The organism is Streptomyces sp. NPDC028928 (assembly GCF_055564915.1).
Map to the genome: position 1 here is coordinate 242,819 of NZ_JBVHVI010000008.1, position 22,863 is coordinate 265,681.

Here is a 22,863-nt window from a genome sequence, read left to right on the forward strand (position 1 = left end):
GGGGTCACCTCCCAATCCGCGCGAAGGCGGCGGTGGGGAGGATGTGCCCGGTGCCCTTGCAGGTCGGGCAGTCGACGCGGAGGGTGACGCGGCTGCCGTCGAGGTGGCGGGTGCCGGTGTCGATGGCGACGGTGGCAAAGCCGTCGCAGTCGCGGCAGATCGGCATGTTCAGGTTGCTCTGGGGCATGATGGGCCGTGCCTTTCTGGTCCGTGGATCGGGAAGGGGAGGCGCCCGGAGCGGCGGAGACTTGGCGGTTGAGGCCGCTCCGGGGGCCGGTCAGCGCCGCTTGGACTCGGAGACGAGCAGCGAGCGCATGACGAGGGCGACTACAGCGACCGAGGCGCCGGTGATGGCGACCGCCAGGAGCATGGAGACGAGGACGGCGCCGACGACCAGGACGACAGCGGTGCCGCCGCCGACGAGGGCGAGCACGGTGCCGGGGGTGAGCTGCACTACCGGGCGGGACGGCGCCGGGGCCGTCGGGGCGACCGGCGACGTCTGGCCGCTGGGAACGATGGCGGTCGGCTCGATGACGGCGGGCGGGGTGACGTGCCCGGTCGGGGTGGGCATGGTCGGGATCTTCGGGCGGAGCATGGTGGGACTCCCTTCCGAGCGAGTTACTTGATCAGGCCGTTGATGGCCGGGGCGAGGACGCTGTCGGCGAGGAGGAAGCCGCCGAGCAGGAGCACGGCGATGAGCCAGGCCGGCGGGCGGATGAGCTTGACGCCGAGGTAGCCGACGACGAGCAGCGCGAACCAGAGGGGAACCTGCATAGCGGTGGACTCCTAGCGGACGCGGCAGCGGTGGGTGCGGGCGGCGAGCTGGGCGGCGGACTGGCTGGAGTAGTCGGCGGACCAGCCGCAGTCGTCGGAGGTGCACACGGCGGCGTGCTTGGTCTGGCCGTGGCGGTCGCGGTGGGTGCCGATCTGCACCGGGCCGATCTGCATCACGGAGTGGAAGAAATCGCGCATGGGCATTGCTGACCTCCTGTCAGGCGAGTTGGGCGGCGATGGCGTCGGCCATGGGCGCGGGGACGCCGAGGCGGGCGCGCAGGGTGTCGGTGTCGATCGGAGAGCCGGTACGGGCCTCGTGGTCGGCGGCGACCTTGCGCGCGTGAGCGACCAGCGGAGCCGGGACCGCCACCTCGGGAGCAGGGGCGGGGGCCGGGTCGGCGGCGGGTAGCGCCGGGGTGTCGTCGGCGGCGGTGACCGGCTCCGGAGCCGGCTCCGGTTCAGGGGCGGACTCGGGGGCCGAGTCCGTGGCCGGGGCAGGAGCCGCCATCACCGCTGCCGGATCGCTGGCCGAGTGGGCGAGCAGGGTGCCGCCGAGGAAGGCGAGCGCGGGCCATCCGGCGATGCCGAGGCGGAGCAGCGCGGGCGGGTTGGCCAGGTCGAGGAAGCCGGCGGTGGCGACGTTGGCGCCGAGCGAGGCGAACAGCGCGATCAGGAACCAGCACCAGGCCAGCCGGGACGGGCCGCTGTTGCGCAGCCGGCGCCAGGCGGCGACCAGGAGCAGGTCGACGCTGATCGGGTAGGCCCATGCCTTCCAGCCGGACTGTCCGGCGGCGGCGGCCAGGTCGTGAAGGTGGGCGAAGGACAGGGCGCCGGCGATCACGGCCTGCACGAGGACGGCGTCCGGGCGGATCGAGCGGGTCATGTCGTCACCTCCCTTTGCGGTTGGGCCAGGGGCGGGGCGGGGATCGAGGTCCGGCCGCCCCACCCCGGCGGGGGTTCAGTCGGTGGTGGCTTCGCCGGATCCCCAGCAGGTCAGGCACAGGCCGGTCTGCCGGTCGTCGGTGGCGCGGCCCTTGCGGGCGCCGACCCGGACGGTTTCGGTGATCTCGCCGGTGCCGTTGCAGTCGGGGCAGGGCTTCGGCCGGGGCTTGCGGCGGGCGGTGGGCTTCTTCGCGGTCGGCACGGTCACCACCCCTCGCCGGGGTACTCGGGGCCCTCGTTCGGGTCGTAGCCGGGCGGGAAGGTGCCGGGCGGCGGCTCGGGCAGCGACGCGGCCAGGCACGGGCCGACGGTGTCGATGAAGTCCTGGTCAGCGCCGGTCCTGTCTGCGTACAGGGCCAGGTCGCCGAGCATCACCACGGTGCGGGTGAAGTCCTCGCAGTCGGGGCACATGGCGGGCGATCTCCCTTCTTCGGGCATGGCTCGGGTAGGGACCTGGCGCGATGCGGTCGCGCCATCCGTGGAGCGGGAGGGATCAGGCGGTAGCCGGGATGGACTCGACGGCCGGGGCTTCAATCGGCTTCGGGATGGCGAGCGCCGGCCGGAAGGGGGCCAGGGCGGGCAGGTCCGGGGCCAGGTCGGCGTGCCGGTTGCAGGTGTTCACGGCTTGGCGCAGGGAGGTGTGCGGGGCGCGGATGCGGGCCCAGCCGCCGGTCGAGTCGCCGGTGATGGCGACGCCGGGCATGTCGGTGGAGATCTGGATCGCGGCGAGGACGGCGTCCGGGGCGATGTCGCCGAAGGCCATGTTCGCGCTGGACTCGTCGTTGACGCGGTGGGCGGTCCGGCCGGTGAGCTGGGCGCGGAGCATGGTGATGCCCTTGCCGAGTTCGGAGCCGAAGCGCTGCCCGCAGATCTCCAGGTAGATGCCGGCGGCGCGGCCGAGCTGGGCGAGCCGGGCGAGCGCGGTGATGATCCGGTCCCGGCGCTTCTCTTCCTCCTTGCTGGCGAACAAGGCGAGTTCGGCGACCTCATCGACCAGGACCACAATCGGCACCGGGCGGAGGTCTTCGGGCAGGTCCCAGATGTCGGCGGCTATATCCGCATCCGGCACGTCAGCGGAGATCCGCTGTTCGGCACGGATGAGCTGGTAGACGTCCTCCATGTGGGACACCAGGGCGTCGAGGAGTTCGGCGGCGGTGTCCTGGTTGTCGGCGAGCGCGGAGAACCGGCGAGCCAGCGGGAACAGCTCCACACCCTGCTTGCAGTCGATTCCGACCAAGGCGACCCGTTGCGGGGCGAGCGCGGCGACGAGGTTGCGCTGATAGACGGACTTGCCGGACTCCGTGGCGCCGAGCGTCAGCGCATGCGGGACGGCCCGGTAGTCGCGGTAGTGGACGGCTCCGTCTTCCCGGAGGGCGACCGGGACCCGCATCGGACGAGTATCGGTCTTGGCCGGCATCTGCACCCGCTTGAGCACGTCGTAGCCGGTCATCCGCACTTCCACGACGCCGGAACGCACCTCTCGCGAGGTCACGCCATACATGGCGAACGAGTGCCGCAACCGGTCACACGAGGCCGCCACGTCGAAGGCGTCCTGACCGGGACGGAGCTTGAGCCGCAGCACCAGCCCGGTTCGGGTCGGCCGCAGACGCAGGATGCGCGGGGCGCGGGGACCTGGGACCGGTCGGTTCGTAGCCCGAGCCAGAGTGAGGCGCCAGCGCGAGGGCGGGACCGTCAGCCCGCAGGCGTCCATGACGGACGCATACCGGACGAGGACTCGCACAACCGCGAGGGAGACGCCGAAGGTAAGCCAGTACCAGGCGGGGCGCCGCCACCGCAGGAGACCCGCAGCGGCGACGACCAGCACCAGGGCGACCAGGAACCAGGTCATGATCAGGCCGCCTTCGGCTTCGAGGCTCCGGCGGCCAGCGAGGTGACGGCGACCGCGCGGAACGCGATGCCGTGCCGCTTCTGGCCGTTGAACTCGTTCTCCCACGGCCGGGCGATCAGGCCGGTCAGCGCGACGGGGGTACCCATCATCAGCTCACCGGTGATGCCCGGCTCCGGGACGGTCACGGTCAGGATCTCGACCTCACCGTTGAGCGCGAACATCACGTCCACGGTCATCAGGTCGGCGCCGGTCTCGGCGTCGGTGGCGATCTCACCGGAGCGGCGGTCGCGGATCTTCTTCTGCGGGGGCTGGGCAACCATCACGGTGGCGGCGGAGGTGTCGACGGGGATCTGACGCATGAGTGCGCTCCTAGATGCGAGTACCTGACGTACTTAGTACGTCGTCTCTGGATAGAGAATGAGCCTGTACTACTTGGTGTGTCAAGTGGTTGGTCTCGACTCCCATGCGCGGGATGTGCTGCACTAGGTACGACAACCACTGAGAGGGGCTATGGCCGACTTCACCGCCGGGCGGGCCGCGTACTTGCAGATCGCCGACGAGTTCAAGCGCAAGATCCGAGACGGGGAACTCGCACCGGGCGACAAGCTGCCCTCAGAGGCGGAGCTGATGACCAAGCACGGCGTGTCGCGCACCGTGGCCCGGCAGGCGATCTCTCGACTCCGTGAGGACGGCTACGCGATCTCTCACCAGGGCAAAGGCAGCTTTGCCGCACTGCCGGGCGAGGGTGCGTCGGCGAAGCGGAGCACCGAGTTCGAGCAGATCACCGAGTACCTGTCGGAGGTCCGTCGGGACGTGCGTCGTCTCGCCGAGCGGATGGACCAACTTGAGGATCTTGTGCGGCAGCAAGGCCAAGCTCGGTGACCAACCTGTTCGCCCGTCGGGCGAGTTGCGTCATCTCTTCGCCAAGCTCCCTTATCTGGTTGAGTAGTTCCAGCCGCTCTACCGGGGTCAGCGCCATGACGGCCCCCCTCGTTGCACTCTCGGTCTGACAGCTCCTTGGGCTGTCAGCAACGCTAGGACCGGTCCGGCTCACCACCCCGGAAAATCTCTCCGGGGTCGCGCGAAGAGACAGGGGGACGCTCTTCCCATGCGAGGAATGACGACGAACCTGACGATCGGTGAGCGAGTCGCTTGGTACCGCCGGCGGCGCGGCATGTCCCAGGAAGTCCTGGCCGGACTCGTCGGCCGTACGGTCGACTGGCTGAGCAAGGCCGAGAACAACCGGCTGGAGCTCGACAGGCTCTCGGTCATTAAGTCCCTGGCCGATGCGCTGGACGTGACCCTTGGCGATCTGCTCGCCGAGCCCACACTGATGGACTGGACGGCGGACAGCGGCACCCGGACCGTGCCGGCGCTGCGGTCAGCGCTGATGAACTACCGGCAGCTCACGCCGCTTCTGGGCGTGACCACCGAGGGAGAACCGACGCCCCTCGATGAGCTGAAGGACAGCGTGGCCGAAGTCTGGGACGCCTACCAGGATTCGCGGTACGGCTTCGCCACCCGACGCCTTCCCTTGGTGCTTGCCGACGCACTCATTGCAGCCCAGGCGTACGAGGGGCGAGAGCGCGAGCGGGCACACGAGCTGATGGCGATGACGTACCAGGGCGCCGCAATGGTGCTGACCAAGGTCGGTGAAACGGATCTCGCGTGGATCGCGGCGGATCGCGGGTTGGCTGCGGCTCAGCAGTCGGACAACGCCGCCGTGACCGGGTCACTCTTCCGATCGGTGGCTCACTGCCTTCTCTCGAACGGCAGGTTCGACGCCGCCGTACAGCTCGTCAGCGACGCCGCTGACTACCTTCGCCCAGGGCTCAGGGAAGCCAGCCCCGAGTTCCTGTCGATCTACGGGACACTCTTCCTCGCGGGGTCGATGGCAGCCGCGCGTGCCGATGATCGCTCCACCACTCGTGACTTCCTCGCCGAGGCGGACCAGGCAGCGCAACAGCTTGGGCGAGACGCCAACCACATGTGGACGGCATTCGGGCCGACGAACGTCGTGATCCACCGAGTGGCGACGGCGGCGGAGCTGGGAGACATGCAGGTCGCCGTGGATCTCGGGCCCCGGGTCGACACCAGCGGACTGCCGATCGAACGGCGGACGCGGCACAACCTAGAGGTGGCCCGTGCACTCAGCGCGCACAACCGGATGGACGATGCCCTGTCCATGATCCTCGAAGCCGAGCAGTGGGCGCCGGAACAGGTGCGCAGCCACTACCTCGCTCGTGAGCTTGTACTTACGTGGGTGCGCAACCAGCGCGGCCGGCCGAGCCGAACCTTGGCGGAGCTTGCCGATCGGCTGCATGTCGTCTGAGGTGGGTACGCTCGGGGCCATGGCAGCGAGCGAGCACGAAGCGAAGATGGCGCATCCGCGCATGGCCGCGGGTGCGCTCTTCTTTGATGCCGACGGGCGTGTCCTCATGGTGGAGCCCACCTACAAAGACTACTGGGACATCCCCGGCGGCTATGTCGAGGTGGGGGAATCCCCGCTCCAGGCAGCCGTTCGTGAGGTGGAGGAGGAGTTGGGGATCACTCCTCCCTTGGGGCGCTTGCTGGCAGTCGACTGGGCTCCCAACGATGCCGAGGGCGACAAGGTGCTGTACCTCTTCGACGGCGGTCAGCTCACCCCGGAGGCTCTGGCCGAAGCGACCTTGCAGGCGGACGAGCTGAAGAGCATCGCGTTCCTGGGCCCCGACGAAGTCGCCGAGCGAACGATTCCGCGCTTGGCCAGGCGGATCCTTGCCGCCATCGAGGCCCGATCATCGGGGACGGCGCCGATCTATCTCGAACACGGGCAGCAGCCCAACAGTGTCGCCGCATAGCGGCACGGGATCTTTCCGGCGCCCCCGACACGGAACGCGGTGGAAGTTTCCCTACATCATCAAGGGCTCGCTTCGCTCGCCGTTGCTCCCGGCCTCCTGAACTGCAAGCAGTCCGATCACAGATCGGAGGTGCCGCGCACAGCGCGGCGGCGCCGGCCGGTCGCCGGCGCGCCGCCCCTCCTTGCCTTCGTCACCGGGGCCGCGCGCCGGCGCCCGTCCGCGCCCACAAGGGGGCGAAGACCAGGCCGGGGTAAGGGTGAGACGGCCCAGCCGAGGTCAGAACACCGTCGTGGCTGGGGCGGCCGGCTCCACGGCTTTAGGCAGCCACTTTGGCGCGAGCCTCGAAGATCAGGGCCCAAAATCGGGCACTAACGGGCAGGTCCACAAGCCTGCCCGATTCGCGGGCTAGCGTAATGGGCCCTGATCACTCGCGCCAAAGCAGCTCCAGCCCAAAGCCGCTCCACCGGCCGCGTGGTCACCCGCGCCGCCCCGGTCCATCCGCGCCCCACCTGCGCAAGTGCCCCCACGGGGTGGTTGATGAGATGGGAGTATGTGGTGGGCGGATCTGTCAAGAGGGCCACGGATGCCTGACATCAACGGCTGACATCAACAAGCGCGGACACCGGCGACCGAGGCTGAACCAGACCGGACGATCAGCCGAGCACTCCGACGGGTTGACCGATGTCGCCGACTCCCCATGATCGACCTGATAAGGATGAGGCCACAGGTTCAAATCCTGTTAGCCCCACCAGCGAGAAGACCCCCGGTCCACTAGGGCCGGGGGTCTTTTGACATTCATGGTCGAGATCAGGACGCCGAGGTGGCTCGCCTCGAGGCTCTGGGCGCGAAGCGGCCGACGCCGGGAGTGCGCAACCGTGAAAAAAGGCCCGACCGCTGGCGACGGGGGATGCACCAGCGATCGGGCTATGGCCAAGGGTAACAAGGTTGTCGGTTCCGTGGGGGCAAGTCCGGGGTGAATCAGGGATGTTGGCCGATCATCGACCGCACGGGGGGTCGTAGGAGAGGCGGGGCAGGTACTCGTGCCAGCGGCGCTGGGTCAGTACGCCCCGGGTGACCGCGCAGATGTGCCGGATCGCCGCGTCGTCGTCCAGGCTCCACAGGCGGACCGTGTCGGTGCCGCTGGAGACGCCGAGGACATGGCTGGTGGGGCTGAAGGCGAGGAAGGTGCCCGTCGTGGCGTTGGGGCTCATCGACTGGCCGATCGGGGTCGCCGCGGCGGGGTCGGTGACGTTCCACAGGCGGACCGTGTTGTCGTTGCCGCCGCTGGCCAGGGTGTGGCCGCCGGCGCTGAACGTCAGGGAGGTGACCGCCTCGGTGTGGCCGGTGAGCGGGTCGCCCAGCGCGCTCGCCGCGGCGGGCTCGGTGACGTTCCACAGGCGGACCGTGTCGTCGTCGCTGCCGCTGGCCAGGGTGTGCCCGTCGGGGCTGTAGGCGAGGGCGTTGACCGGGCCCGAGTGTGCCGGGAGCGGCCCTTTGAGCGGGACGGCGCGGGCGGGGTCGGTGACGTTCCACAGGCGGATGGTGCGGTCCGCGCTGCCGCTGGCCAGGGTGTGGCCGTCCGGGCTGAAGGCGAGGGCGTTGACGTAGCCGCGGTGGCCGGTGAGCGGCCTCCCGAGCGGGGTGGCGCGGGCGGGGTCGGTGACGTTCCACAGCTGGATGGTGCGGTCGTCGTAGGCCGTGGCGAGCACTTTCCCGTCCGGGCTGTACGCCAGCGTGCGGGGGCCGGCGAAGCGGGTGCGCAGGGCGAGGGACGCGGCGCGGACCGGGTGGGACGGGTCGGTGACGTCCCACAGGTACAGCGTGCTCATGCCGTTCAGGACGGCGAGGGTGTGTCCGTCGGGGGAGAACATCAGCGAACGGTGGGCGCCGTCGTCGCGCATGAACGGCGTGCCCAGCGCCACGGGCCGGCCGGGAGCGGCCACGTTCCACAGCCGGACCTTGCCGTCGCGCGCGGCCGTGGCGAGCACCTTTCCGTCCGGGCGGAACGCCCCGCTGCGCCCGATCATGTCCGAGGTCGGTATCGACCACAGCCGCACCTTGCCGTCACCGCTGCCGGTGGCGAGGGTACGGCCGTCGGGGCTGAACCCCAGCGCGTACATCTCGCCGCTGCTGCCCGCCAGCGGCTCGCCGACCTGGGAGGGAGAGCCGGGGTCGCTGACGTTCCACAGGCTGGCCGTGCTGTCCGCGCTGGCGGCGGCGAGCCTGCCCCCGTCGGGGCTGAAGGCGACGGACCAGATGGGGCCGGTGTGTCCGGTGAGCGGTGAGCCGAGCGGGGACGGGTGCGCTGGCTCGCGCAGGTCCCACAGCCGGATGGTGTCGTCCGCGCCGCCGCTGGCGAGGGTGCGCCCGTCGGGGCTGAAGGCCACCGAGTGCACGAGGTCCGTGTGGCCGGTCAGCGCCGCGGGGATGCGCCGGGGGCGGCCGGGACCGGAGGTGTTCCACAGCAGGATCTTCTCGTCGTCGCCGCCCGCCGCGAGGGTGCGCCCGTCCGGGCTGAACGCCACGCAGCGCACCGCGGCACTGTGCCCGCGCAGCGTCCCGGCCGCCTCCGGCCGGCGCGGGTCGGCGACGTTCCACAGGCGTACGGTGTGGTCCTCGCCCGCGGAGGCCAGGGTGCGGCCGTCCGGGCTGAAGGCGACCAGGTAGATCGTGCCCTTGTGACCGGTGAGGGGCCTCCCGAGCGGGGCCGGGTGGGCGGGGTCGGTCACGTCCCACAGCCGGATCGTGCCGTCGTCGCCGGCGCTGGCCAGGGTGTGTCCGTCCGGGCTGAAGACCGCGCTGCTCACCCAGCTGCCGTGGCCGGTGAGCGGCCCCCCGAGCGGGGCCGGGCGGTGCGGGTCGGTCACGTTCCACAGCCGGACCGTGCGGTCGTAGCTGGCGGTGGCCAGGGTGTGTCCGTCCGGGCTGAACGACGTGAGGTAGACGGCACCGGTGTGGCCGGACAGCGGGGTGGCCAGCGGCGCGTTCACGATCGAGATCAGGCGGCTGTACGTGCCCTCGTCCCCGGGACGCAGCCGGTGCGCGACCAGGTCGAGCTGCGCGGCCAGCGACGGATCCGTGTGCTGCACCCGGTCGGCCTCGGCGAGGACCTGCTCGAACACGGCGTCGTCGCGCTGCTTCCAGGCGATCACCGCGGACCCGGCGGCGAGCAGGGCCAGGACCACCAGCGCCGCCACCGCGGCCCGGCTCAGCCACACCGTGCGCTTGCGCAGCCGTACCGAGGCGGCGAGGAACTCCACGGCGCTGCGGGTCAGATAGGTGTCCCCGGCCGACCGGGCCCAGCTGCGGGCCTGCTCCAGCCGGGATCCCCGGTACAGCAGCGAGCTGTCCCGGCCCGAGTCCTCCCAGGCCCGGCCGTCCTCCTCCAGGCGCTGGCGCAGCAGATGGTCGCCGCGGCCCTCGTCGATCCAGTGCCGCAGCCGGGGCCAGGCGTGCAGCAGCGCCTCGTGGGTGATCTCCACGGTGTCCGCGTCCAGCGTCACCAGCCGGGCCCGGACCAGGGCCTCCAGCGACTCCTCCGTCTTGCCCGGGTCCGCCGACTCCTCCGCCAGCTGCCGCCGGGTGCCGCGCCGGCGCGTGGCCTGGGTGTCCTCGCCCAGCCGGACCAGGCGCAGCAGGAGCAGCCGGGCGGCGGTACGGGCCGCCGGGTCCAGACCGGACCAGGCACGTTCGGCGGTCGCCGCGACCGCGCCCTGGATCCCGCCCGCCGCGCGGTAGCCGGCCAGCGTCAGCCGTCCGGCCTTCCGGCGCTGCCAGGTGGCCAGCAGGGCGTGCGACAGCAGCGGGAGCACGCCCGCGTCGTGCGCGCCGCGGGGGCCGTCGGCGCTGACCTCGCGCACGATCAGCTCGGCGAGCCCCGGCTCCAGTTCGAGTCCCACCGCCTTGGCCGGACCGGTCACCGCCTCGCGCAGTTCGGTGCTGGTCAGCGGGCCGAGCACCATGTGCCGGTGCTGGAGCGCGTCGGCCAGTTCCGGATAGCCGAGGCACTGCTCGTAGAAGTCGGCGCGGATGCCGAGGACGACCTGCACGGGAGCGGGCCCGGCGGAGCCGGCGGGCGGGGTGCAGGCGGCGTGCAGGAGCTGGATGAAGGTACGGCGGTCGGCCTCGTCGGCGCAGAGGGTGAACGTCTCCTCGAACTGGTCCACGATGACGACCGGCCGGACGTCCGGGCCGACGGCGCGGCCCGCCCAGGCCGCGACCGCCTCGCGCACGGCGCGGGCGAGGTGCGGGGCGTCGCCGCCCGGCAGCGCCGGGTTCTCCGACGCCTCCCGCTCGGCCCTGCGCGCCTCGGCGGCGACGGCGGCCAGCTGCGGGACGCGGCGCACCAGCTCGCCGAGCGGATCGGCACCCGGCACGAGCTGCAGGACGGGGTCGGGCGGGGCGGTGGGGGGTGTGGCTTCGGGGTCGGGGGCGGAAGAGTCCGGGGACTGGGGTGAGTGGGGGGCCTGGGGGGAGTGGGCGCCGCTGCGGAGGGCGGGGACCAGGCCGGCGTTCAGCAGGGAGGACTTTCCCGCTCCGGAGGCGCCGACCAGCATGACCAGCCCGCCGGACCGCTCGGCCGCGCGGAGCTGGGCGACGAGGGCGTTCGTACTGCGCTCGCGGCCGAAGAACCAGCGGGCGTCCTCCCGCCGGTACGGGGCCAGGCCCCGGTAGGGACACACGCCACCGGCGACCGGCGGGGCCTGGGCCGGTGGCCGCCGGTTCTCCTCCGCGGGCGCCGCGGGCCGGTCGGCGGCCGGGCCGGCCAGCGCCAGCTCCCACAGCCGCTGCCAGTGGGCGAGGTCGTACAGGCCGGCGGAGACCGGAGCGGGCCGCAGCCGCCGCGCCTCCGGGATGAGGATCTGCAGGACCGCCGCGAGGGCGGCGAACTGGGCCGGTACGTTCCTGGCCCGCCGCCAGTCGCTGATCCGCTGCGCCGACACCCGTACGGGCCGGCCGCGCTCGTCCACCCTCTGCAGCCGTACGACGGCCTCGGCGACGCTCTTCAGGGGAGGATTTCCGGCCTCCTTGTACAGCAGCGCGAGGCGCTCGGCGAAGGCTGTGCGTGCCCCTGAGTCGGAACTCAAGGTCCCACCCCTTACTCTCCCGCGACTTTCCCGCGTGTGTGGACGTCCGGACCGGAAAACTCACCTTATACGGCTGACCTGCGGCTAAGGCCCGGACCGGAGACCGGAACCTCCTCGGCGGGGGCGACAGATGGCAGGATCCGAACCCGGTAGCGGACCCGTCACGTACCGTCCGGACAGGCCACCGGCTCAGCGCTCGGAGAGACAGCCCATGGCACCGATCGTTCTCGGCCATCGTCGATCAGCTCGTGTCGCGCCCTGTGGGTGAGCCCGCGCGCACCCCCAAAAGCCCCGGAACCGGCCTCCGTCCCTCGGCGGCCCGTGTTCTTCGACCCGCGCCGACACGGCACGGGTCGATCGCCCCGCACCGCCCGGCACCGGTCCCCACGAGGGGAGGGACCGGTGCCGGGCGGGCCGGGAACCCGCCTAGCGCGCCCCGCGGACCTCGCGAACCCTGGAATTCTGACGGTCCGTCAGCTACGGTCGGCTCCCCGGTCGTTCCCGAAGGGGCCTCCCGAAGGGGTGAGTGACATGGACAAGCAGCGTTCCCGGTGCCCGCGGCCACCCGGTGAACCGCGCTGGGTCGCGATGTTCCACGAGCCCGCCCGGGACACCTGGACGGTGGGCGCGCAGTCCCCGTACCGGGGGCCGGTGCTGTACGCCGTCGGGGACATGACCCGGACCGTGCGGGCGCGGGGGGGCGAGGCGACGGTCGCGCTCTGGGGGCCCGAGGACGGCGCCTGGCGCCTCTTCGACCCCCCGTCCGTCGCGGCCACCGCCCCCGCCCCCGTGCCGGAGACACCCGCTCCCGGCTCCCCGGAACCGGACCGGCTCACGGAACGCATGACGGACCGCCGGCACCAGGTGCTCATGGCCGGACTGAGCAAGGCGGGCCTGTACGACCTGAGCCCCGAGGACGGCGAGGCGGTCCGCGCCCTGGCCGACCGGCTGGACGAGCCCACGGTCCGCCGCGTGGCCCACTGGCTCTCGGCCGCGGGCGGACAGCGGTAGCCCGGCGGCCGGTTCAGCGGGGCTGCGGCCGGGCAGTGACGTCCTGGAGGTCACCGCCCAGGACTGGAGGACACATGCAGGTCTCCGTCGACCGCTCCCTGTGCTACGGCTCCGCCGAGTGCGCGCACCGGGCACCGGCCGTGTTCGCGTTCGAGGACGGCTACGGCGTCGTACGGCCCGGCGCGGCGGAGGCGGCCGAGGACCCCCGGACCCGGGAGGCGATCCGGGAGGCGGCCGAGAAGTGCCCCTCGCAGGCGATCGTCCTCACCGAGTGACCGTCGCGGCGGACGGGGCCGGCGGATAGCTCCAGCCGAAGGCGGCGAGCGCGCGGGCCCGGGCCTCGGCGACCGCCGTCCGGGCCGCGCGCTCGGCGGGGTCGACGTGGGCGGCCTGGCCGGTGACCTGCCCCTCCCACTTGCGGTACAGCAGTCCGGCCTCCGCCGAGAACCAGCCGCGGCTCACCGCGTCCAGCGCCAGCAGCAGACCGGTGTCCTCGGAGGCCGGCAGCGCCATCCAGCCGCCCAGGGCGGTGAGCAGATCCCGTCGTACGCACAGGCTCGCCGGGTGGACCGGGGCGAGGAAGTCGTTCCGCTTCCACTGGTCGAGGACGGTGCCGCGCTCGATCGGGCCCTCGTCGGGGTCGCCGGGGAAGCCGGCCGTGGAGCCGTCGGGCAGCAGGTCCAGCACGCGGGACGTGGTCCAGCCGACGCTGGGCTCCGCCTCCAGCACGGCGAGGTCCCGGGCGAGCGCGCCCGGCGTGAGCTGGTCGTCGGCGTCCAGCACCTTGACGTATGTGCCCTCGGCGCGCGCCAGCGCGATGGTGCGGGCTACCCCGGGCCCGCCCGGCCGGCCCTGGTGGAAGGACACCCGGGGGTCGTCCGGGACGTACGGCCGGATCTCGTCCGTCGTGCCGTCCTGCTGCACGACCCACTCCCACTCCCAGCCGGCGGGCAGCAGCTGGGCGCACAGGGACGCGTACGCGTCCGGCAGGAACCGGGCGGAGGGGCCGTGGACAGCGGTGACTACGGTGACGCGCCGGTTCACGGCAGCGCTCACCACCTTTCCGGGTCGTACGTCTGTGATCTACGAGGTGCTATGAGCATGTCGTACCGGGGCCGGAACAGCGCGAGACCCCCGGCCGAGCCCGGCCGGGGGTCTGTTCGTGTCGACTGGTGCGTACGCAAGTCGCCGTGGGTCGAGACGTTGCGGTACTGCGGTACGGGAGGATCAGCAGTCGAGGGAGTGGGCGGGGTCAGAGGGGTCCGAGGGCTCCCAGGGGTTCTCCTGGGCCGCGGTCTCTGCCTGGGTCTGGGACTCGGTGACCGGGCGGTGGCGGCAACCCGGGGTCTTTCCGTGGGCCTCGGCCCGGATCCGCTGCTTCATCGTGGGGGGCAGGGCCCTGCCGTGGGACCAGGCCCAGTGGCGTGCCGCCGGGATCGTCGCGATCGTGCGCTGCGCGGTGTCGGTGCGGGGGCTCTCGGTGCGGGGGCCGGCCGCGGCGGCGGGCGCGGTGGCGGCGGTGACGAGTCCGAGCGCCGTGCACAGCGCGAGGAAGGCGGTGACGATGGCGGTCCACAGCTTCATGACCTTGTTCCGGGCCATGGCCCCTCACTTTCGGGTCGGGCGATTTGCGTACTTTCCTCATGATGTGTATGAGGGCCGCGAAGTGGTGGACCGACGCCCGTGGCGCGTCGATGTTCAGATCAACACCACTCGTATGGACGCACAGGGCTGGAGAACTTCCGCGCCGCGCCCAGGCGGGAGTTGGGGCCCGACGCAGGTCACCGATCGATATCGGTCGGTGTGTATAGTCGGGCGCCAGAGGTCCCCTACGTCAAGGAAAGACGAGGTCGCGCGGTGAAGAAGCTGCTCCTGGTCGCACTGGCCGCCATCGGCGGGCTCCTCGTGTACCGCCAGATCCAGGCGGATCGCGCCGAGCAGGACCTGTGGACGGAGGCGACTGACTCCGTGCCCACGGGTTCGTGAGTCCCCAGTACCCGAGCTGAACCGACCCCGGCCGCCTGCGCGGTCGGGGTTTTGCGTCCCCCGTGTTGCGGGGTCCCGGAGCCTGGGTTAGGCGGCGCGCGGGGGTTGCCGGATCTTGCCGGGCGTTTCGGACGGGCGTACGCGTTGCCCGGATGGCCGAGCGGCGCGCGGGGCAGGATGGGGCCTGCGGTCCGGTGCGGCCGTCCGACGACTGGGGGTGGTGGCGCGTGCGGGCGCGAGGGGGTACGGCGACGTGGGCGTGGCGGCGGGCCGTAACGGCCCGGTACGCCGTGGCCGCCCGGTGGCCGGTGGCCGTCCGGTGCGCCGTGATCGCGCTGGCGGCACTGGCCGTCACGCTCGCCCCGCCGGCCGGGGTCCCGGCCAGTGCCGTGACCGCCGACGCCGAGGCCGACGCCGACGCGGGCCCGGGGTCGTACGCCTTCGCTCCCGGCGCCCGGACCGTCGCCGGCGCGGAGCGCACCGCGGACGCCGCCCCGCTGGACCCCGGTCGCACCTACCGCAGCTCCCTGCCCCCGCGCGGCAGGCTCTTCTACCGCCTCCGGCTCTCCGCCGCGGACACCGCGTACGTCCCCGTCACCGCCGTACCGCCCGCGGACGCGACCGTCTCCGCCACCGACGGCATCCGGGTCTCGGTCCAGGACGCGAACGGCACCTCCTGCTTCTACGCCTCCGCCCGCTTCGGCGCCGGGCTCAGCCCGCGGCCGGTCACGGCCCTGGGGCAGCGCGAGGCCGGCAAGGCCCTGTGCCAGGGCGCGGGCACGTACTACCTGCTGGTCGAGCGTCTCGACGCCGAGGGCTCCGGTACGGCGGTCCCGTCCGGGCGGTGGGACCTGGAGCTCGCGCCCGTCACGGAACCGGCCCTCGCGAAAGCCGGCCCCACCACCGCGCCGCGGACCTGGGACTCCGCCACGCCGGAACCCCTCACCGGCACCCCCCGCGACCGCCCCGGCGGCACCGGGTTCGCCACCGCCCGACCGCTGGGCCAGGGCGTCTGGCGGACCGCCCTCGCTCCCGGCGAGACCCGGTTCTACAAGGTGCCGCTGGACTGGGGCCGGCGGCTGCACGCCTCCGCCGACCTGGCCGGCGCCCCGGGCCACGGCTATGCCGGCGGCGCCCTGAACCTCTCCCTCTACAACCCCGTGCGCGGCTACGTCGACGACGCCTCCCTCGGTTACACCGGCACCACCAAGTCCGCCGCCCTCGCCCCGCTGCCGCCGGTGGACTACACCAACCGGTACGCCGTACCCGCCGGGGTCACCTCCGTCCGCTTCGCCGGCGAGTACTACCTGGTCCTGAGCCTCGGCACCCAGCTGACCGGCGCGTTCGGGCCGGGGCCGTTCGAGGTGACCCTGCGGGTCCGGGTGGACGGCCAGGCGCACGCGGGGCCCGGGTACGCCGGCCGGCCCGTGCCGGACGACGTCTTCACGGTCACGGAGGAGGACCGGGAGGCCGCGCTCACCGGGGACACCGGGGCCGGTGACGATCACCGGGTGATGCTGCTGGTCGCCGTCGGCGGGATCGGCACCGGAACCGCGCTGCTCCTCCTCCTCGGCGGGTGGACGGTGGCGGCCCGCCGGGCTCAGACCCGGGCCAGCGCCCAGAAACCCACCGCGTAGCAGGCGAGCGCCAGCAGCAGGATCGGGATCGCGGCCCTGGCCGGCGGACCGGGCCGGCGGGCCGCGCGCCGCGCCCGACGGCCGCGGGCGCGCGGTGCGGGCGGGGCCGGCGGAGGGGTGTAGGGCGGTGGCACCTGGGGATCGCGGGCGGTGTACGCGGCGGTGCCGGTGTCGACGCGGGGGTCGCGCAGGGCGTACGACACCGGGGGCGGGGGCTGCGGGGACTGCTGGGGTTTCCCGGCCTGCTGGTCCTGCTGGGCTTGCTGGGCTTGCTCGGTCTCCTGGGTCTGCTGGGGAGGGGGCAGGCGGAAGCTGCCGGTGTCGGAGAGGGAGCCGGTGCCGGTCGCCTCGGCGGCCGTGGCCGACCTGCCGTCCGGGACCAGCTCCAGGGCCACCCCGGAGGCCTGCTGGAGCGGGCCGTCGGGGCCGAAACCGGGCGGCAGCGGGCCGAGTTGGTCGAAGATCTCGATGAGTTCGTCGTCGGGGCCGGGCTCCGGCAGCAGCTCCGCGGCGGCGGCCAGCGCCTTGCGCGCCCCCGTGGCGGTGCGGAACCGGTCCGCGGGGTCCGGCTGGAGCAGTGAGGCGATGACCTGCCAGAGCGGTTCCGGGATGCCCTGGGGCGGGCCGGGCGTCCCGTGTTCCAGGAAGTACTGCACGATCGCCTTGGCGTCGGGCTTGGCGCCCTCCAGGAGGTAGAGGGCGACCAGGCCGACGGCGAACAGGTCGGCCGGGAAGTCGGGTTCGGCGCCCAGCACCTGCTCGGGGGCGAGATAGCCGGGCGTGCCGACGACCAGGTTGGTCTCCGTCAGCCGGGGCTCACCGAGCCGCATGGCGATGCCGAAGTCGGACAGCCTGAGCCGCGGCCGGCCGGTGCCGGTGGCTTCGAGGAGCAGGTTGGCGGGCTTGATGTCCCGGTGGACCACGTCCTCCGCGTGGACGGCGGCGAGCCCGGACAGCAGCTGGTCGAGCAGGATGCACACGTACGCCGGCGGCAGGGGGCCGTAGTCGCCGACCAGGTGGACCAGGGAGCCGCCGGCGACCAGGTCCATGGTGAACAGCACCTGGTCGTCGTCGGCGGCCCAGCTGGCCGGGGCCAGGACGTGCGGGTGGTCGATGCGCAGGGCCTGCTCGCGGACGAAGCGGAGCAGGGAGTGGGCGTCGCGCTGCTGGAGGACCTTGGCGGCCACGTAACGCCGTCGGCGGTGGTCCCAGGCACGCCATACGGCGCCCACGCCACCGCGTCCGATCGGGTCGGCCAGCTCGTACCGGCCGGCGAAGACCTCACCCATGGCAGCCGCCGCTCCTCCCCTGGTCCGACGAACCTCACGCGTCCCCCGTGCCGCTCGCTACTCCCTACCCACGAGACGAGCGCCACGCCCCCCGGACCCCGTGCCCGGCCGGCGGGTCAGTTCTGGTGGGACTGGTAGTGCGCCACGGCGTCGGAGGTGCGGCCGGCGCCGTAGACGCGGAGGAACTCCGCGAGTTCGGGGTGGCTCGGGGCGAGGGCGTCCGCGGCCTCGATGATGTCGCCCGCCGCGGCCACCGAGCGGAGCAGCGACTGGATCTCGCGGACCACGCGCTTGACGGTCGGCGCACCCGAACTGTTCGTCGTGTGCGTCGTGTTGCTGAGCACGGAGCCCCCCTGCGACTTCTTGATCTCGTCCATGCGCTCGGTCGCCTCGGCGGCGCTCACGCTGCCGTCGGCCACCTGGGACGCCAGCTCCTGCAGCAGCTGCACCCGCTGGACCACCGCGGGATTGCCGATCTTCGCGCGCTGGCCGCTCATCAGCTGCGAGAGCATCGGAGCGGACAGGCCCAGGACCGCCGCGAGCCGGGCCTGGTTCAGCCCGAGATCGTCGATGAGCTTACGGAAGAGCGCCCCCAACGGCTCCCCGTACCAGTTCCGCTGCAGCTCCCGCGCTCTGGCGGTGGCTTCCTGCTGTGCGGCGTCCATTGCGTCTCCCCATCGCTTCCCCTGAAAACCGCGGTTCGCTGTAGCGAACCACGTCGAGCATCTTACGGAGAGTGGTCATCCGCGGGGACCCCCAATCTTTTTGCGGGATATGGGGGGTGACCCGGTACTCTGGTCTGCGGCACCCGCCGGAACACGATCCTTCCGGCCGGTCCCTCGTTCTCGGGGCCTTAGCTCAGTTGGTAGAGCGCCGTCTTTGCATGGCGGATGTCAGGGGTTCGACTCCCCTAGGCTCCACTTCAAAAAAATGCCCTCTGACCTGCGGAATCGCGGGTCAGAGGGCATTTTGGCGTGGGCTACGCGTCACGCCGGTCCCGGTACCGCCGCCGCCCCGGGACGGCGGTAGACGTACGGCGGGGGCTCGGGGAGGGGGGTGTCGGCCGGGTCGCGGACGAGGTGGTGGTCGGGGGAGAGGGCGCAGGCCGGGTCGGTGCGGGTGGCGTCGCCGGTGAGGGCGAAGGCCTGGCAGCGGCAGCCGCCGAAGTCCTCCTCCCGGCGGGGGCAGCCCTGGCAGGGACCCGTCATCCAGTCGGTGCCGCGGTAGCGGTTGAAGGCTGGGGAGTGCTCCCAGATCCAGGCCAGTGGGTGGTCGCGGACGCTGGGTGGGGCGAGGTCCGGGAGGGAGGCGGCCGCGGGGCAGGGGAGGACGGTTCCGTCCGGTGCGACGGTGAGGGAGACCGCGCCCCAGCCGCCCATGCAGGGCTTGGCCACGCCGTCGAAGTAGTCGGGGACGACCCACACCAGGTCGATCCGGTCGGCCAGTTGGGCCCGGCGGCGTTCCACCGTCTCGCGGGCGCGGGACAGTTGGTCGCGGGTGGGTAGCAGCGCGGAGCGGTTGAGCAGCCCCCAGCCGTAGAACTGGGTGTTGGCCAGCTCGATGCGGTCCGCGCCCCAGGTCACGCCCAGATCGATGAGGGCGTCGACGGCGTCGAGGTTGTCGCGGTGCAGTACGACGTTCAGGCCGAGCGGGAGCCCGGCCCGGCGGACCAGCGCCGCGGCCCGTTCCTTCGCGGCGAAGGAGGAGGGGCGTCCGGCGATACGGTCGCCGGCCCGCGGGTCGGCGTGCTGCACGGACAGCTGGACACTGCGCAACCCGGCCGCGGTGAGCGCGGCCAGCCGGGCCTCGTCCAGGCCGGTGCCGCTCGTGACCAGCTGGGTGTAGATCCCGGCGGTCTCGGCGGCGGCCACGATCCGCTCCAGGTCGGGCCGGAGCAGCGGTTCGCCGCCGGAGAGATGGGTGTGTACGACGCCCAGCGCGCCGGCCTGACGCAGGACGTCGGTCCACTCGTCGGTGCTCAGCTCGGCGGAGCGGCGGGCCAGTTCCAGGGGGTTCGAGCAGTACGGGCAGTGCAGCGGGCAGGCGTGGGTGAGTTCGGCGAGAAGGGCCCACGGGGGTGCCACGGCGGCTTTGGGGTTCGCGGGGTTCACGGGGGTGGTCATGTCAGCCAGCCCTCCTGGCGCAGGCTGTCCAGGAAGGCGGGGACGGTGCCGGCCACCGGCGCGCCGGGGAAGCGTGCGGACAGCTCGCCGACGATCCCGGGCACGGTACGGGTGCCGTCGCACAGGCCGACGACGGTGCCGGCGTGCCCGGTGAGGACGACCACGCGTTCCGGCAGGACCAGCAGGTCCGTGCCGCGCACGGGGTCGTGCCGCAGCATCAGCGCGGGGGCGAGCGCCGGGCACCACCGGTCCGTGGGCTGCGCTCTCACACCTGCTCCCGCGAGCCCTGCTGCACGGCGTCGAGCAGGGACCACAGGACATCGCACTTGAAGGAGAGCGCGGCCACGGCCTTCTCCTGCTCCTCGCGGGTGCGGGCCCACTCCCGTACGAGGTCCAGCGCCTCGGCGCTGTCGCGTCGGCCCTGGTCGACGCGGGCGCGGAAGTACGCGAGTCCGTCGGCCGAGATCCAGGGGTAGTGGCGCTCGAACGCCTCGATGCGCAGGCGCATCAGATCGGGCGCGGTCAGCTCCGTGAGCGAGGCGGCGACGGCCTCCAGGGGTGAGCGCAGGCGGCAGAAGTTGACGTAGCCCTCGACGGCCAGCCGGACCCCCGGCAGCACGGTCTCGCCCGACAGCAGGGTCGCGCGGTCGAGGCCGGCCGCCTCGCCGAGCCGCAGCCAGCGCTCGATGCCGCCCTCGCCCTCACCGCGTCCGTCGTGGTCCTCGATCCGCCGCAGCCACATGCGCCGCAGGAACGGCGAGTCCAGCTTCGCGAGGATCAGCGCGTCCTTGACCGGGATGTGGCGCTGGTAGTGGAAGCGGTTGGTGATCCAGCAGCGCACCTCGTCCGGGGAGAGATCGCCCTGGTGCATGCGGATGTTGAAGGGATGGCGGTCGTGGTAGCGGTCCTGGCCCACCGCGCGCAGGCGGGTCTCGAACTCGGCGGGGCTCCAGGGCTTCGCCGGCGGGGCGAGGGTCGTGGTCACAGCTCGATCACCATTCCGTCTTCGGCCACCCCGAGACCCAGCCGGGCGAGCCGCTTGTGCTGCGGTGCGGCGGGGTCGACGAGGGGATTCGTGTTGTTGAGGTGGGTGTAGAGGCAGCGGGCGGACAGCGTGGCGAGGATGCCGGCGGTGCCGCCCGGTCCGTCGATGGGCAGGTGACCCATGCCGGTGGCGGTGCGGGGGGAGATGCCCGCGCTGCGGGGTTCCTCGTCGTCCCAGAAGGTGCCGTCGAGGATGACGCAGTCGGCTTCGGCGGCGGCCTGGTGCAGCGCGTCGGACCAGGCGGCCACGGCCGGGGCGTACAGGACGGACCGGCCGGTGGCCGGTTCGTACAGGCGCAGCGCGACGACCCAGGCGTCGTCCGCGGGGGCGTCGGCGGCGTAGCGCGGGCGCTTGCCGGAGACGGGTACGGCGCTGATCAGGACGCCGGATCCGGCCGGGCCGCTCGCGTCGCCGAGCAGGGGCTGGGTGCCCGGGCACCGCAGCTCCCGCCAGGTCAGGGTGGTGTACGGGGTGAGGACCGCGCCGAGGCGCAGGCGGCCGTCGACCGCCTGGCGGACGGGGCCGGTGGCGAGGATCTCCAGGCGGTCCGCCTCGCGCAGCCGCCAGATTCCCAGCGTGTGGTCGAGTTCGGCGTCGGTGAGGACGACTCCGGCGACCGGTGTCTGCCGGGGCCGGGGCCCGGGGTGGAGCACCGGATGGTCCTCGATCTGGTCGCCGAGGTCGGGGGTGGCGTTGACGAGGTACCAGCGGCCCTCGTCGGCACGGACGGCCAGTGAGGCGTGTCGGCGGCGCCGCCCGGGGTGGGCGCGTGCCCCGGAACACCCGGGGCACGCGCAGTTCCACTGGGGGATGCCGCCGCCGGCCGCGGTACCGAGCACCTGCAGCAGCATGACGGGGGCTAGCGGACGCTGAGGGAGTAGGCGGTGACCTCCAGCGCGGTGTCGACGACCACGTATCCGGGGGTCTGCCAGGCGGTCCGGTCGGCCTCCTCGGTGCTGCGGGCGTGCTGTTCGCCCTGCTCGACGGCTTCGGTCATGGTGCGTACCTTCCTTTCTGCACGGGGTGTTCCCCTCCCCGGTTGGGAGGGAGCCTTCAGCCGACCGCCCCTACTTGATGGTCACTTTGAGCAGGAGGTCCTTGGCGTCGCCGCGGTCGCTGGTGCCCAGCCACAGCTGGTCGGCGCCGGGGACCTTGGCCAGCGCCCGCAGCCGGCCGTAGGTGCCGTTGTAGTAGGCGGTCGCGGGGCCGACGTCCTGGCCGGTGGCGTCGATCGGGATGCGCCACAGCCGGCGGCCGCTCAGTGTGGAGGCGTAGATGACGTCGTTGACGACCGCGATCTGGGCGGGCACGCCTCCCTCGTCCGGGTCCCAGACCATTTTGGGATTCGTCATTCCCGCGGTGGAGCAGGTGCCCTCACAGGTGGGCCAGCCGTAGTTCCTGCCCGGCTTGACGAGGTTGAGTTCGTCCCACTTCTCCGCGCCGATCTCGGTCGACCACAGCCGCCCGGCCCGGTCCCAGGCCAGTCCCTGGGGATTGCGGTGGCCGTAGCTGTAGACGCGGGTGCCGAACGGGTTTCCGGGGGCGGCGGCACCGGATTTGGTGATCCGCAGGATCTTTCCGTTGAGCGACTTCTTGTCCTGGGCGAGATTGCGCTGCTGGGCGTCGCCGGTGGTGACGTACAGATATCCGTCGGGCCCGAAAGCGATCTTTCCGCCGTTGTGCTGGGTGTCCCTGACGATTCCGGTCAGGATGGGGGTGTAGGCGCTGAGTTTGTCGCCGTCGAAGCGCATTTTGACCACACGGTTGTCCTCGCGCGTGGTCTCCATGAAGAACACGTCTTTGTCGGTGGTCCCGTTCCAGGTCGGGGACACGGCGACACCCAGCAGTCCGCCCTTGTCCTGCGTCTGCTCGCTCCACACCGCGTTCGGCACCGTGCCGACCTTCTTCTTGGCGCCGTCCAAGGCGACCTTCCAGACCACCGCGGTGTCGCGTTCCGTCACCAGTGCCGCTTTGTGGCCCCGGAGGAACGAGATTCCCCAAGGCGTCGTCAATTTGGCGGCCAGGGTGCGGATCGATGACGGTGCGCCGGCCGCACGGGGAGCGCCGGGCGGTTCCGCGGCTGTCGAGGGCGGCCCGGACAGGCCTACGGCCATGACGGCGGCGACAGCGGTGAGTGCGGCCATGACCGGCCGGACCCCATGCAGCGCCGAATGCGCCAAGCGTGACATTTGATGCCTTTCCTGTCGGTGTTTCCGGAGTATGGGCGCCCCCTCCGCGCATATCTGTGAGCTTGCGCGCCGACTCGTCCGCGGCCGGTCC

At 72.5% G+C, this 22,863-nt stretch carries 27 protein-coding genes and 1 tRNA gene; 8 read left to right on the forward strand and 20 right to left on the reverse strand.

The window, feature by feature from the left end; translation table 11 throughout:
• Positions 1-4: 4 nt before the first annotated feature.
• The 9 genes from ACZ4U1_RS20930 to ACZ4U1_RS20970 form a co-directional block, all read right to left on the reverse strand.
• Entirely contained in the window at positions 5-187 is a 183-nt protein-coding gene (locus tag ACZ4U1_RS20930; RefSeq protein WP_467905036.1) for a hypothetical protein, read from the reverse strand.
• Between the two features lie 90 nt (positions 188-277).
• Entirely contained in the window at positions 278-595 is a 318-nt protein-coding gene (locus ACZ4U1_RS20935; RefSeq protein WP_467905037.1) for a SpdD-like protein, read from the reverse strand.
• A gap of 23 nt (positions 596-618) precedes the next feature.
• Positions 619-774 (reverse strand): hypothetical protein, encoded by a 156-nt coding sequence (locus ACZ4U1_RS20940; RefSeq protein WP_103838579.1) that lies wholly within the window; start codon positions 772-774, stop codon positions 619-621.
• 12 nt (positions 775-786) lie between these two features.
• Positions 787-978 (reverse strand): mobile element transfer protein, encoded by a 192-nt coding sequence (locus ACZ4U1_RS20945; protein ID WP_030610028.1) that lies wholly within the window; start codon positions 976-978, stop codon positions 787-789.
• Positions 979-991: 13 nt separating this feature from the next.
• Positions 992-1,657 (reverse strand): DUF2637 domain-containing protein, encoded by a 666-nt coding sequence (locus ACZ4U1_RS20950; RefSeq protein WP_467905040.1) that lies wholly within the window; start codon positions 1,655-1,657, stop codon positions 992-994.
• 75 nt (positions 1,658-1,732) lie between these two features.
• Positions 1,733-1,918 (reverse strand): hypothetical protein, encoded by a 186-nt coding sequence (locus ACZ4U1_RS20955; protein WP_467905293.1) that lies wholly within the window; start codon positions 1,916-1,918, stop codon positions 1,733-1,735.
• A gap of 2 nt (positions 1,919-1,920) precedes the next feature.
• Complete coding sequence (locus tag ACZ4U1_RS20960; RefSeq protein WP_103838577.1) at positions 1,921-2,127, reverse strand: hypothetical protein; 207 nt, start codon at positions 2,125-2,127, stop codon at positions 1,921-1,923.
• An 82-nt stretch (positions 2,128-2,209) separates the two neighbouring features.
• Complete coding sequence (locus ACZ4U1_RS20965) at positions 2,210-3,565, reverse strand: FtsK/SpoIIIE domain-containing protein (protein WP_467905042.1); 1,356 nt, start codon at positions 3,563-3,565, stop codon at positions 2,210-2,212.
• Between the two features lie 2 nt (positions 3,566-3,567).
• Positions 3,568-3,924 (reverse strand): SCO3933 family regulatory protein, encoded by a 357-nt coding sequence (locus ACZ4U1_RS20970; RefSeq protein ID WP_467905043.1) that lies wholly within the window; start codon positions 3,922-3,924, stop codon positions 3,568-3,570.
• 151 nt (positions 3,925-4,075) lie between these two features.
• Between ACZ4U1_RS20970 and ACZ4U1_RS20975 the strand changes: the two genes are divergently transcribed.
• From ACZ4U1_RS20975 to ACZ4U1_RS20985, 3 genes are all read left to right on the forward strand, one after another.
• Entirely contained in the window at positions 4,076-4,447 is a 372-nt protein-coding gene (locus ACZ4U1_RS20975; protein WP_103838574.1) for a winged helix-turn-helix domain-containing protein, read from the forward strand.
• Between the two features lie 235 nt (positions 4,448-4,682).
• The gene (locus ACZ4U1_RS20980; RefSeq protein ID WP_467905045.1) at positions 4,683-5,897 is read left to right on the forward strand and encodes a helix-turn-helix domain-containing protein; all 1,215 of its coding nucleotides are present in this window, start codon (positions 4,683-4,685) and stop codon (positions 5,895-5,897) included.
• 19 nt (positions 5,898-5,916) lie between these two features.
• Entirely contained in the window at positions 5,917-6,405 is a 489-nt protein-coding gene (locus ACZ4U1_RS20985) for an NUDIX domain-containing protein (protein WP_467905047.1), read from the forward strand.
• A gap of 995 nt (positions 6,406-7,400) precedes the next feature.
• Here ACZ4U1_RS20985 and ACZ4U1_RS20990 read toward each other — a convergent pair.
• The gene (locus tag ACZ4U1_RS20990; RefSeq protein WP_467905049.1) at positions 7,401-11,492 is read right to left on the reverse strand and encodes an nSTAND1 domain-containing NTPase; all 4,092 of its coding nucleotides are present in this window, start codon (positions 11,490-11,492) and stop codon (positions 7,401-7,403) included.
• Between the two features lie 531 nt (positions 11,493-12,023).
• Here ACZ4U1_RS20990 and ACZ4U1_RS20995 point away from each other — a divergent pair.
• Entirely contained in the window at positions 12,024-12,503 is a 480-nt protein-coding gene (locus ACZ4U1_RS20995; RefSeq protein ID WP_467905050.1) for a hypothetical protein, read from the forward strand.
• A 74-nt stretch (positions 12,504-12,577) separates the two neighbouring features.
• Positions 12,578-12,778 carry a ferredoxin gene (locus tag ACZ4U1_RS21000; RefSeq protein WP_467905051.1) on the forward strand — a complete coding sequence of 67 codons (201 nt, stop codon included), beginning with the start codon at positions 12,578-12,580 and terminating at the stop codon, positions 12,776-12,778.
• On the opposite strand, the gene ACZ4U1_RS21005 is transcribed toward ACZ4U1_RS21000, so the two are convergent.
• Together ACZ4U1_RS21005 and ACZ4U1_RS21010 are read right to left on the reverse strand one after the other, a co-directional pair.
• Positions 12,768-13,559: a glycosyltransferase family 2 protein gene (locus tag ACZ4U1_RS21005; protein WP_467905052.1), complete on the reverse strand. Its 792-nt coding sequence runs from the start codon at positions 13,557-13,559 to the stop codon at positions 12,768-12,770. The two genes, ACZ4U1_RS21000 and ACZ4U1_RS21005, sit on opposite strands and share 11 nt — an antisense overlap.
• A 171-nt stretch (positions 13,560-13,730) precedes the next feature.
• Positions 13,731-14,105 carry a DUF6344 domain-containing protein gene (locus ACZ4U1_RS21010; RefSeq protein WP_467905054.1) on the reverse strand — a complete coding sequence of 125 codons (375 nt, stop codon included), beginning with the start codon at positions 14,103-14,105 and terminating at the stop codon, positions 13,731-13,733.
• 255 nt (positions 14,106-14,360) lie between these two features.
• On the opposite strand from ACZ4U1_RS21010, the gene ACZ4U1_RS21015 reads away from it, so the two are divergent.
• Together ACZ4U1_RS21015 and ACZ4U1_RS21020 are read left to right on the forward strand one after the other, a co-directional pair.
• A complete protein-coding gene (locus ACZ4U1_RS21015) occupies positions 14,361-14,489 on the forward strand; it encodes a DLW-39 family protein (protein ID WP_003999697.1) in 129 nt (42 codons plus the stop codon).
• Positions 14,490-14,716: 227 nt separating this feature from the next.
• Positions 14,717-16,126, forward strand: a complete 1,410-nt coding sequence (locus tag ACZ4U1_RS21020; RefSeq protein WP_467905056.1) for a hypothetical protein — start codon at positions 14,717-14,719, stop codon at positions 16,124-16,126.
• Here the strand turns inward: ACZ4U1_RS21020 and ACZ4U1_RS21025 are convergent.
• Positions 16,090-17,415, reverse strand: a complete 1,326-nt coding sequence (locus tag ACZ4U1_RS21025; protein ID WP_467905058.1) for a serine/threonine-protein kinase — start codon at positions 17,413-17,415, stop codon at positions 16,090-16,092. The genes ACZ4U1_RS21020 and ACZ4U1_RS21025 overlap by 37 nt on opposite strands.
• A 116-nt stretch (positions 17,416-17,531) precedes the next feature.
• The gene (locus ACZ4U1_RS21030) at positions 17,532-18,080 is read right to left on the reverse strand and encodes a helix-turn-helix domain-containing protein (RefSeq protein ID WP_467905059.1); all 549 of its coding nucleotides are present in this window, start codon (positions 18,078-18,080) and stop codon (positions 17,532-17,534) included.
• 182 nt (positions 18,081-18,262) lie between these two features.
• Between ACZ4U1_RS21030 and ACZ4U1_RS21035 the strand changes: the two genes are divergently transcribed.
• Positions 18,263-18,335, forward strand: a tRNA-Ala gene (locus ACZ4U1_RS21035).
• 66 nt (positions 18,336-18,401) lie between these two features.
• Here the strand turns inward: ACZ4U1_RS21035 and pqqE are convergent.
• From pqqE to ACZ4U1_RS21065, 6 genes are all read right to left on the reverse strand, one after another.
• Positions 18,402-19,538: a pyrroloquinoline quinone biosynthesis protein PqqE gene (gene pqqE / locus ACZ4U1_RS21040; RefSeq protein ID WP_467905060.1), complete on the reverse strand. Its 1,137-nt coding sequence runs from the start codon at positions 19,536-19,538 to the stop codon at positions 18,402-18,404.
• Complete coding sequence (pqqD, locus tag ACZ4U1_RS21045) at positions 19,535-19,807, reverse strand: pyrroloquinoline quinone biosynthesis peptide chaperone PqqD (RefSeq protein ID WP_467905062.1); 273 nt, start codon at positions 19,805-19,807, stop codon at positions 19,535-19,537. Before pqqD ends, pqqE begins: the two co-directional genes overlap by 4 nt.
• A complete protein-coding gene (pqqC, locus tag ACZ4U1_RS21050; protein ID WP_467905064.1) occupies positions 19,804-20,523 on the reverse strand; it encodes a pyrroloquinoline-quinone synthase PqqC in 720 nt (239 codons plus the stop codon). The genes pqqD and pqqC overlap by 4 nt, the downstream gene beginning before the upstream one ends.
• Positions 20,520-21,434, reverse strand: a complete 915-nt coding sequence (gene pqqB / locus ACZ4U1_RS21055; protein WP_467905065.1) for a pyrroloquinoline quinone biosynthesis protein PqqB — start codon at positions 21,432-21,434, stop codon at positions 20,520-20,522. Before pqqB ends, pqqC begins: the two co-directional genes overlap by 4 nt.
• Before the next feature lie 8 nt (positions 21,435-21,442).
• Positions 21,443-21,580 (reverse strand): pyrroloquinoline quinone precursor peptide PqqA, encoded by a 138-nt coding sequence (gene pqqA, locus ACZ4U1_RS21060; RefSeq protein ID WP_467905066.1) that lies wholly within the window; start codon positions 21,578-21,580, stop codon positions 21,443-21,445.
• Between the two features lie 70 nt (positions 21,581-21,650).
• Complete coding sequence (locus ACZ4U1_RS21065) at positions 21,651-22,772, reverse strand: PQQ-dependent sugar dehydrogenase (protein ID WP_467905068.1); 1,122 nt, start codon at positions 22,770-22,772, stop codon at positions 21,651-21,653.
• Positions 22,773-22,863 lie beyond the last annotated feature (91 nt).

Coding starts and splice junctions, on each gene's coding strand:
- ACZ4U1_RS20930 (WP_467905036.1), bottom strand. CDS start 187: ATGCCCCAGAGCAACCTGAACATGCCGATCTGCCGCGACTGCGACGGC.
- ACZ4U1_RS20935 (WP_467905037.1), bottom strand. CDS start 595: ATGCTCCGCCCGAAGATCCCGACCATGCCCACCCCGACCGGGCACGTC.
- ACZ4U1_RS20940 (WP_103838579.1), bottom strand. CDS start 774: ATGCAGGTTCCCCTCTGGTTCGCGCTGCTCGTCGTCGGCTACCTCGGC.
- ACZ4U1_RS20945 (WP_030610028.1), bottom strand. CDS start 978: ATGCCCATGCGCGATTTCTTCCACTCCGTGATGCAGATCGGCCCGGTG.
- ACZ4U1_RS20950 (WP_467905040.1), bottom strand. CDS start 1,657: ATGACCCGCTCGATCCGCCCGGACGCCGTCCTCGTGCAGGCCGTGATC.
- ACZ4U1_RS20960 (WP_103838577.1), bottom strand. CDS start 2,127: ATGTGCCCCGACTGCGAGGACTTCACCCGCACCGTGGTGATGCTCGGC.
- ACZ4U1_RS20965 (WP_467905042.1), bottom strand. CDS start 3,565: ATGACCTGGTTCCTGGTCGCCCTGGTGCTGGTCGTCGCCGCTGCGGGT.
- ACZ4U1_RS20970 (WP_467905043.1), bottom strand. CDS start 3,924: ATGCGTCAGATCCCCGTCGACACCTCCGCCGCCACCGTGATGGTTGCC.
- ACZ4U1_RS20975 (WP_103838574.1), top strand. CDS start 4,076: ATGGCCGACTTCACCGCCGGGCGGGCCGCGTACTTGCAGATCGCCGAC.
- ACZ4U1_RS20980 (WP_467905045.1), top strand. CDS start 4,683: ATGACGACGAACCTGACGATCGGTGAGCGAGTCGCTTGGTACCGCCGG.
- ACZ4U1_RS20985 (WP_467905047.1), top strand. CDS start 5,917: ATGGCAGCGAGCGAGCACGAAGCGAAGATGGCGCATCCGCGCATGGCC.
- ACZ4U1_RS20995 (WP_467905050.1), top strand. CDS start 12,024: ATGGACAAGCAGCGTTCCCGGTGCCCGCGGCCACCCGGTGAACCGCGC.
- ACZ4U1_RS21000 (WP_467905051.1), top strand. CDS start 12,578: ATGCAGGTCTCCGTCGACCGCTCCCTGTGCTACGGCTCCGCCGAGTGC.
- ACZ4U1_RS21010 (WP_467905054.1), bottom strand. CDS start 14,105: ATGGCCCGGAACAAGGTCATGAAGCTGTGGACCGCCATCGTCACCGCC.
- ACZ4U1_RS21025 (WP_467905058.1), bottom strand. CDS start 17,415: ATGGGTGAGGTCTTCGCCGGCCGGTACGAGCTGGCCGACCCGATCGGA.
- ACZ4U1_RS21030 (WP_467905059.1), bottom strand. CDS start 18,080: ATGGACGCCGCACAGCAGGAAGCCACCGCCAGAGCGCGGGAGCTGCAG.
- pqqE (WP_467905060.1), bottom strand. CDS start 19,538: ATGACCACCCCCGTGAACCCCGCGAACCCCAAAGCCGCCGTGGCACCC.
- pqqB (WP_467905065.1), bottom strand. CDS start 21,434: ATGCTGCTGCAGGTGCTCGGTACCGCGGCCGGCGGCGGCATCCCCCAG.
- pqqA (WP_467905066.1), bottom strand. CDS start 21,580: ATGACCGAAGCCGTCGAGCAGGGCGAACAGCACGCCCGCAGCACCGAG.
- ACZ4U1_RS21065 (WP_467905068.1), bottom strand. CDS start 22,772: ATGTCACGCTTGGCGCATTCGGCGCTGCATGGGGTCCGGCCGGTCATG.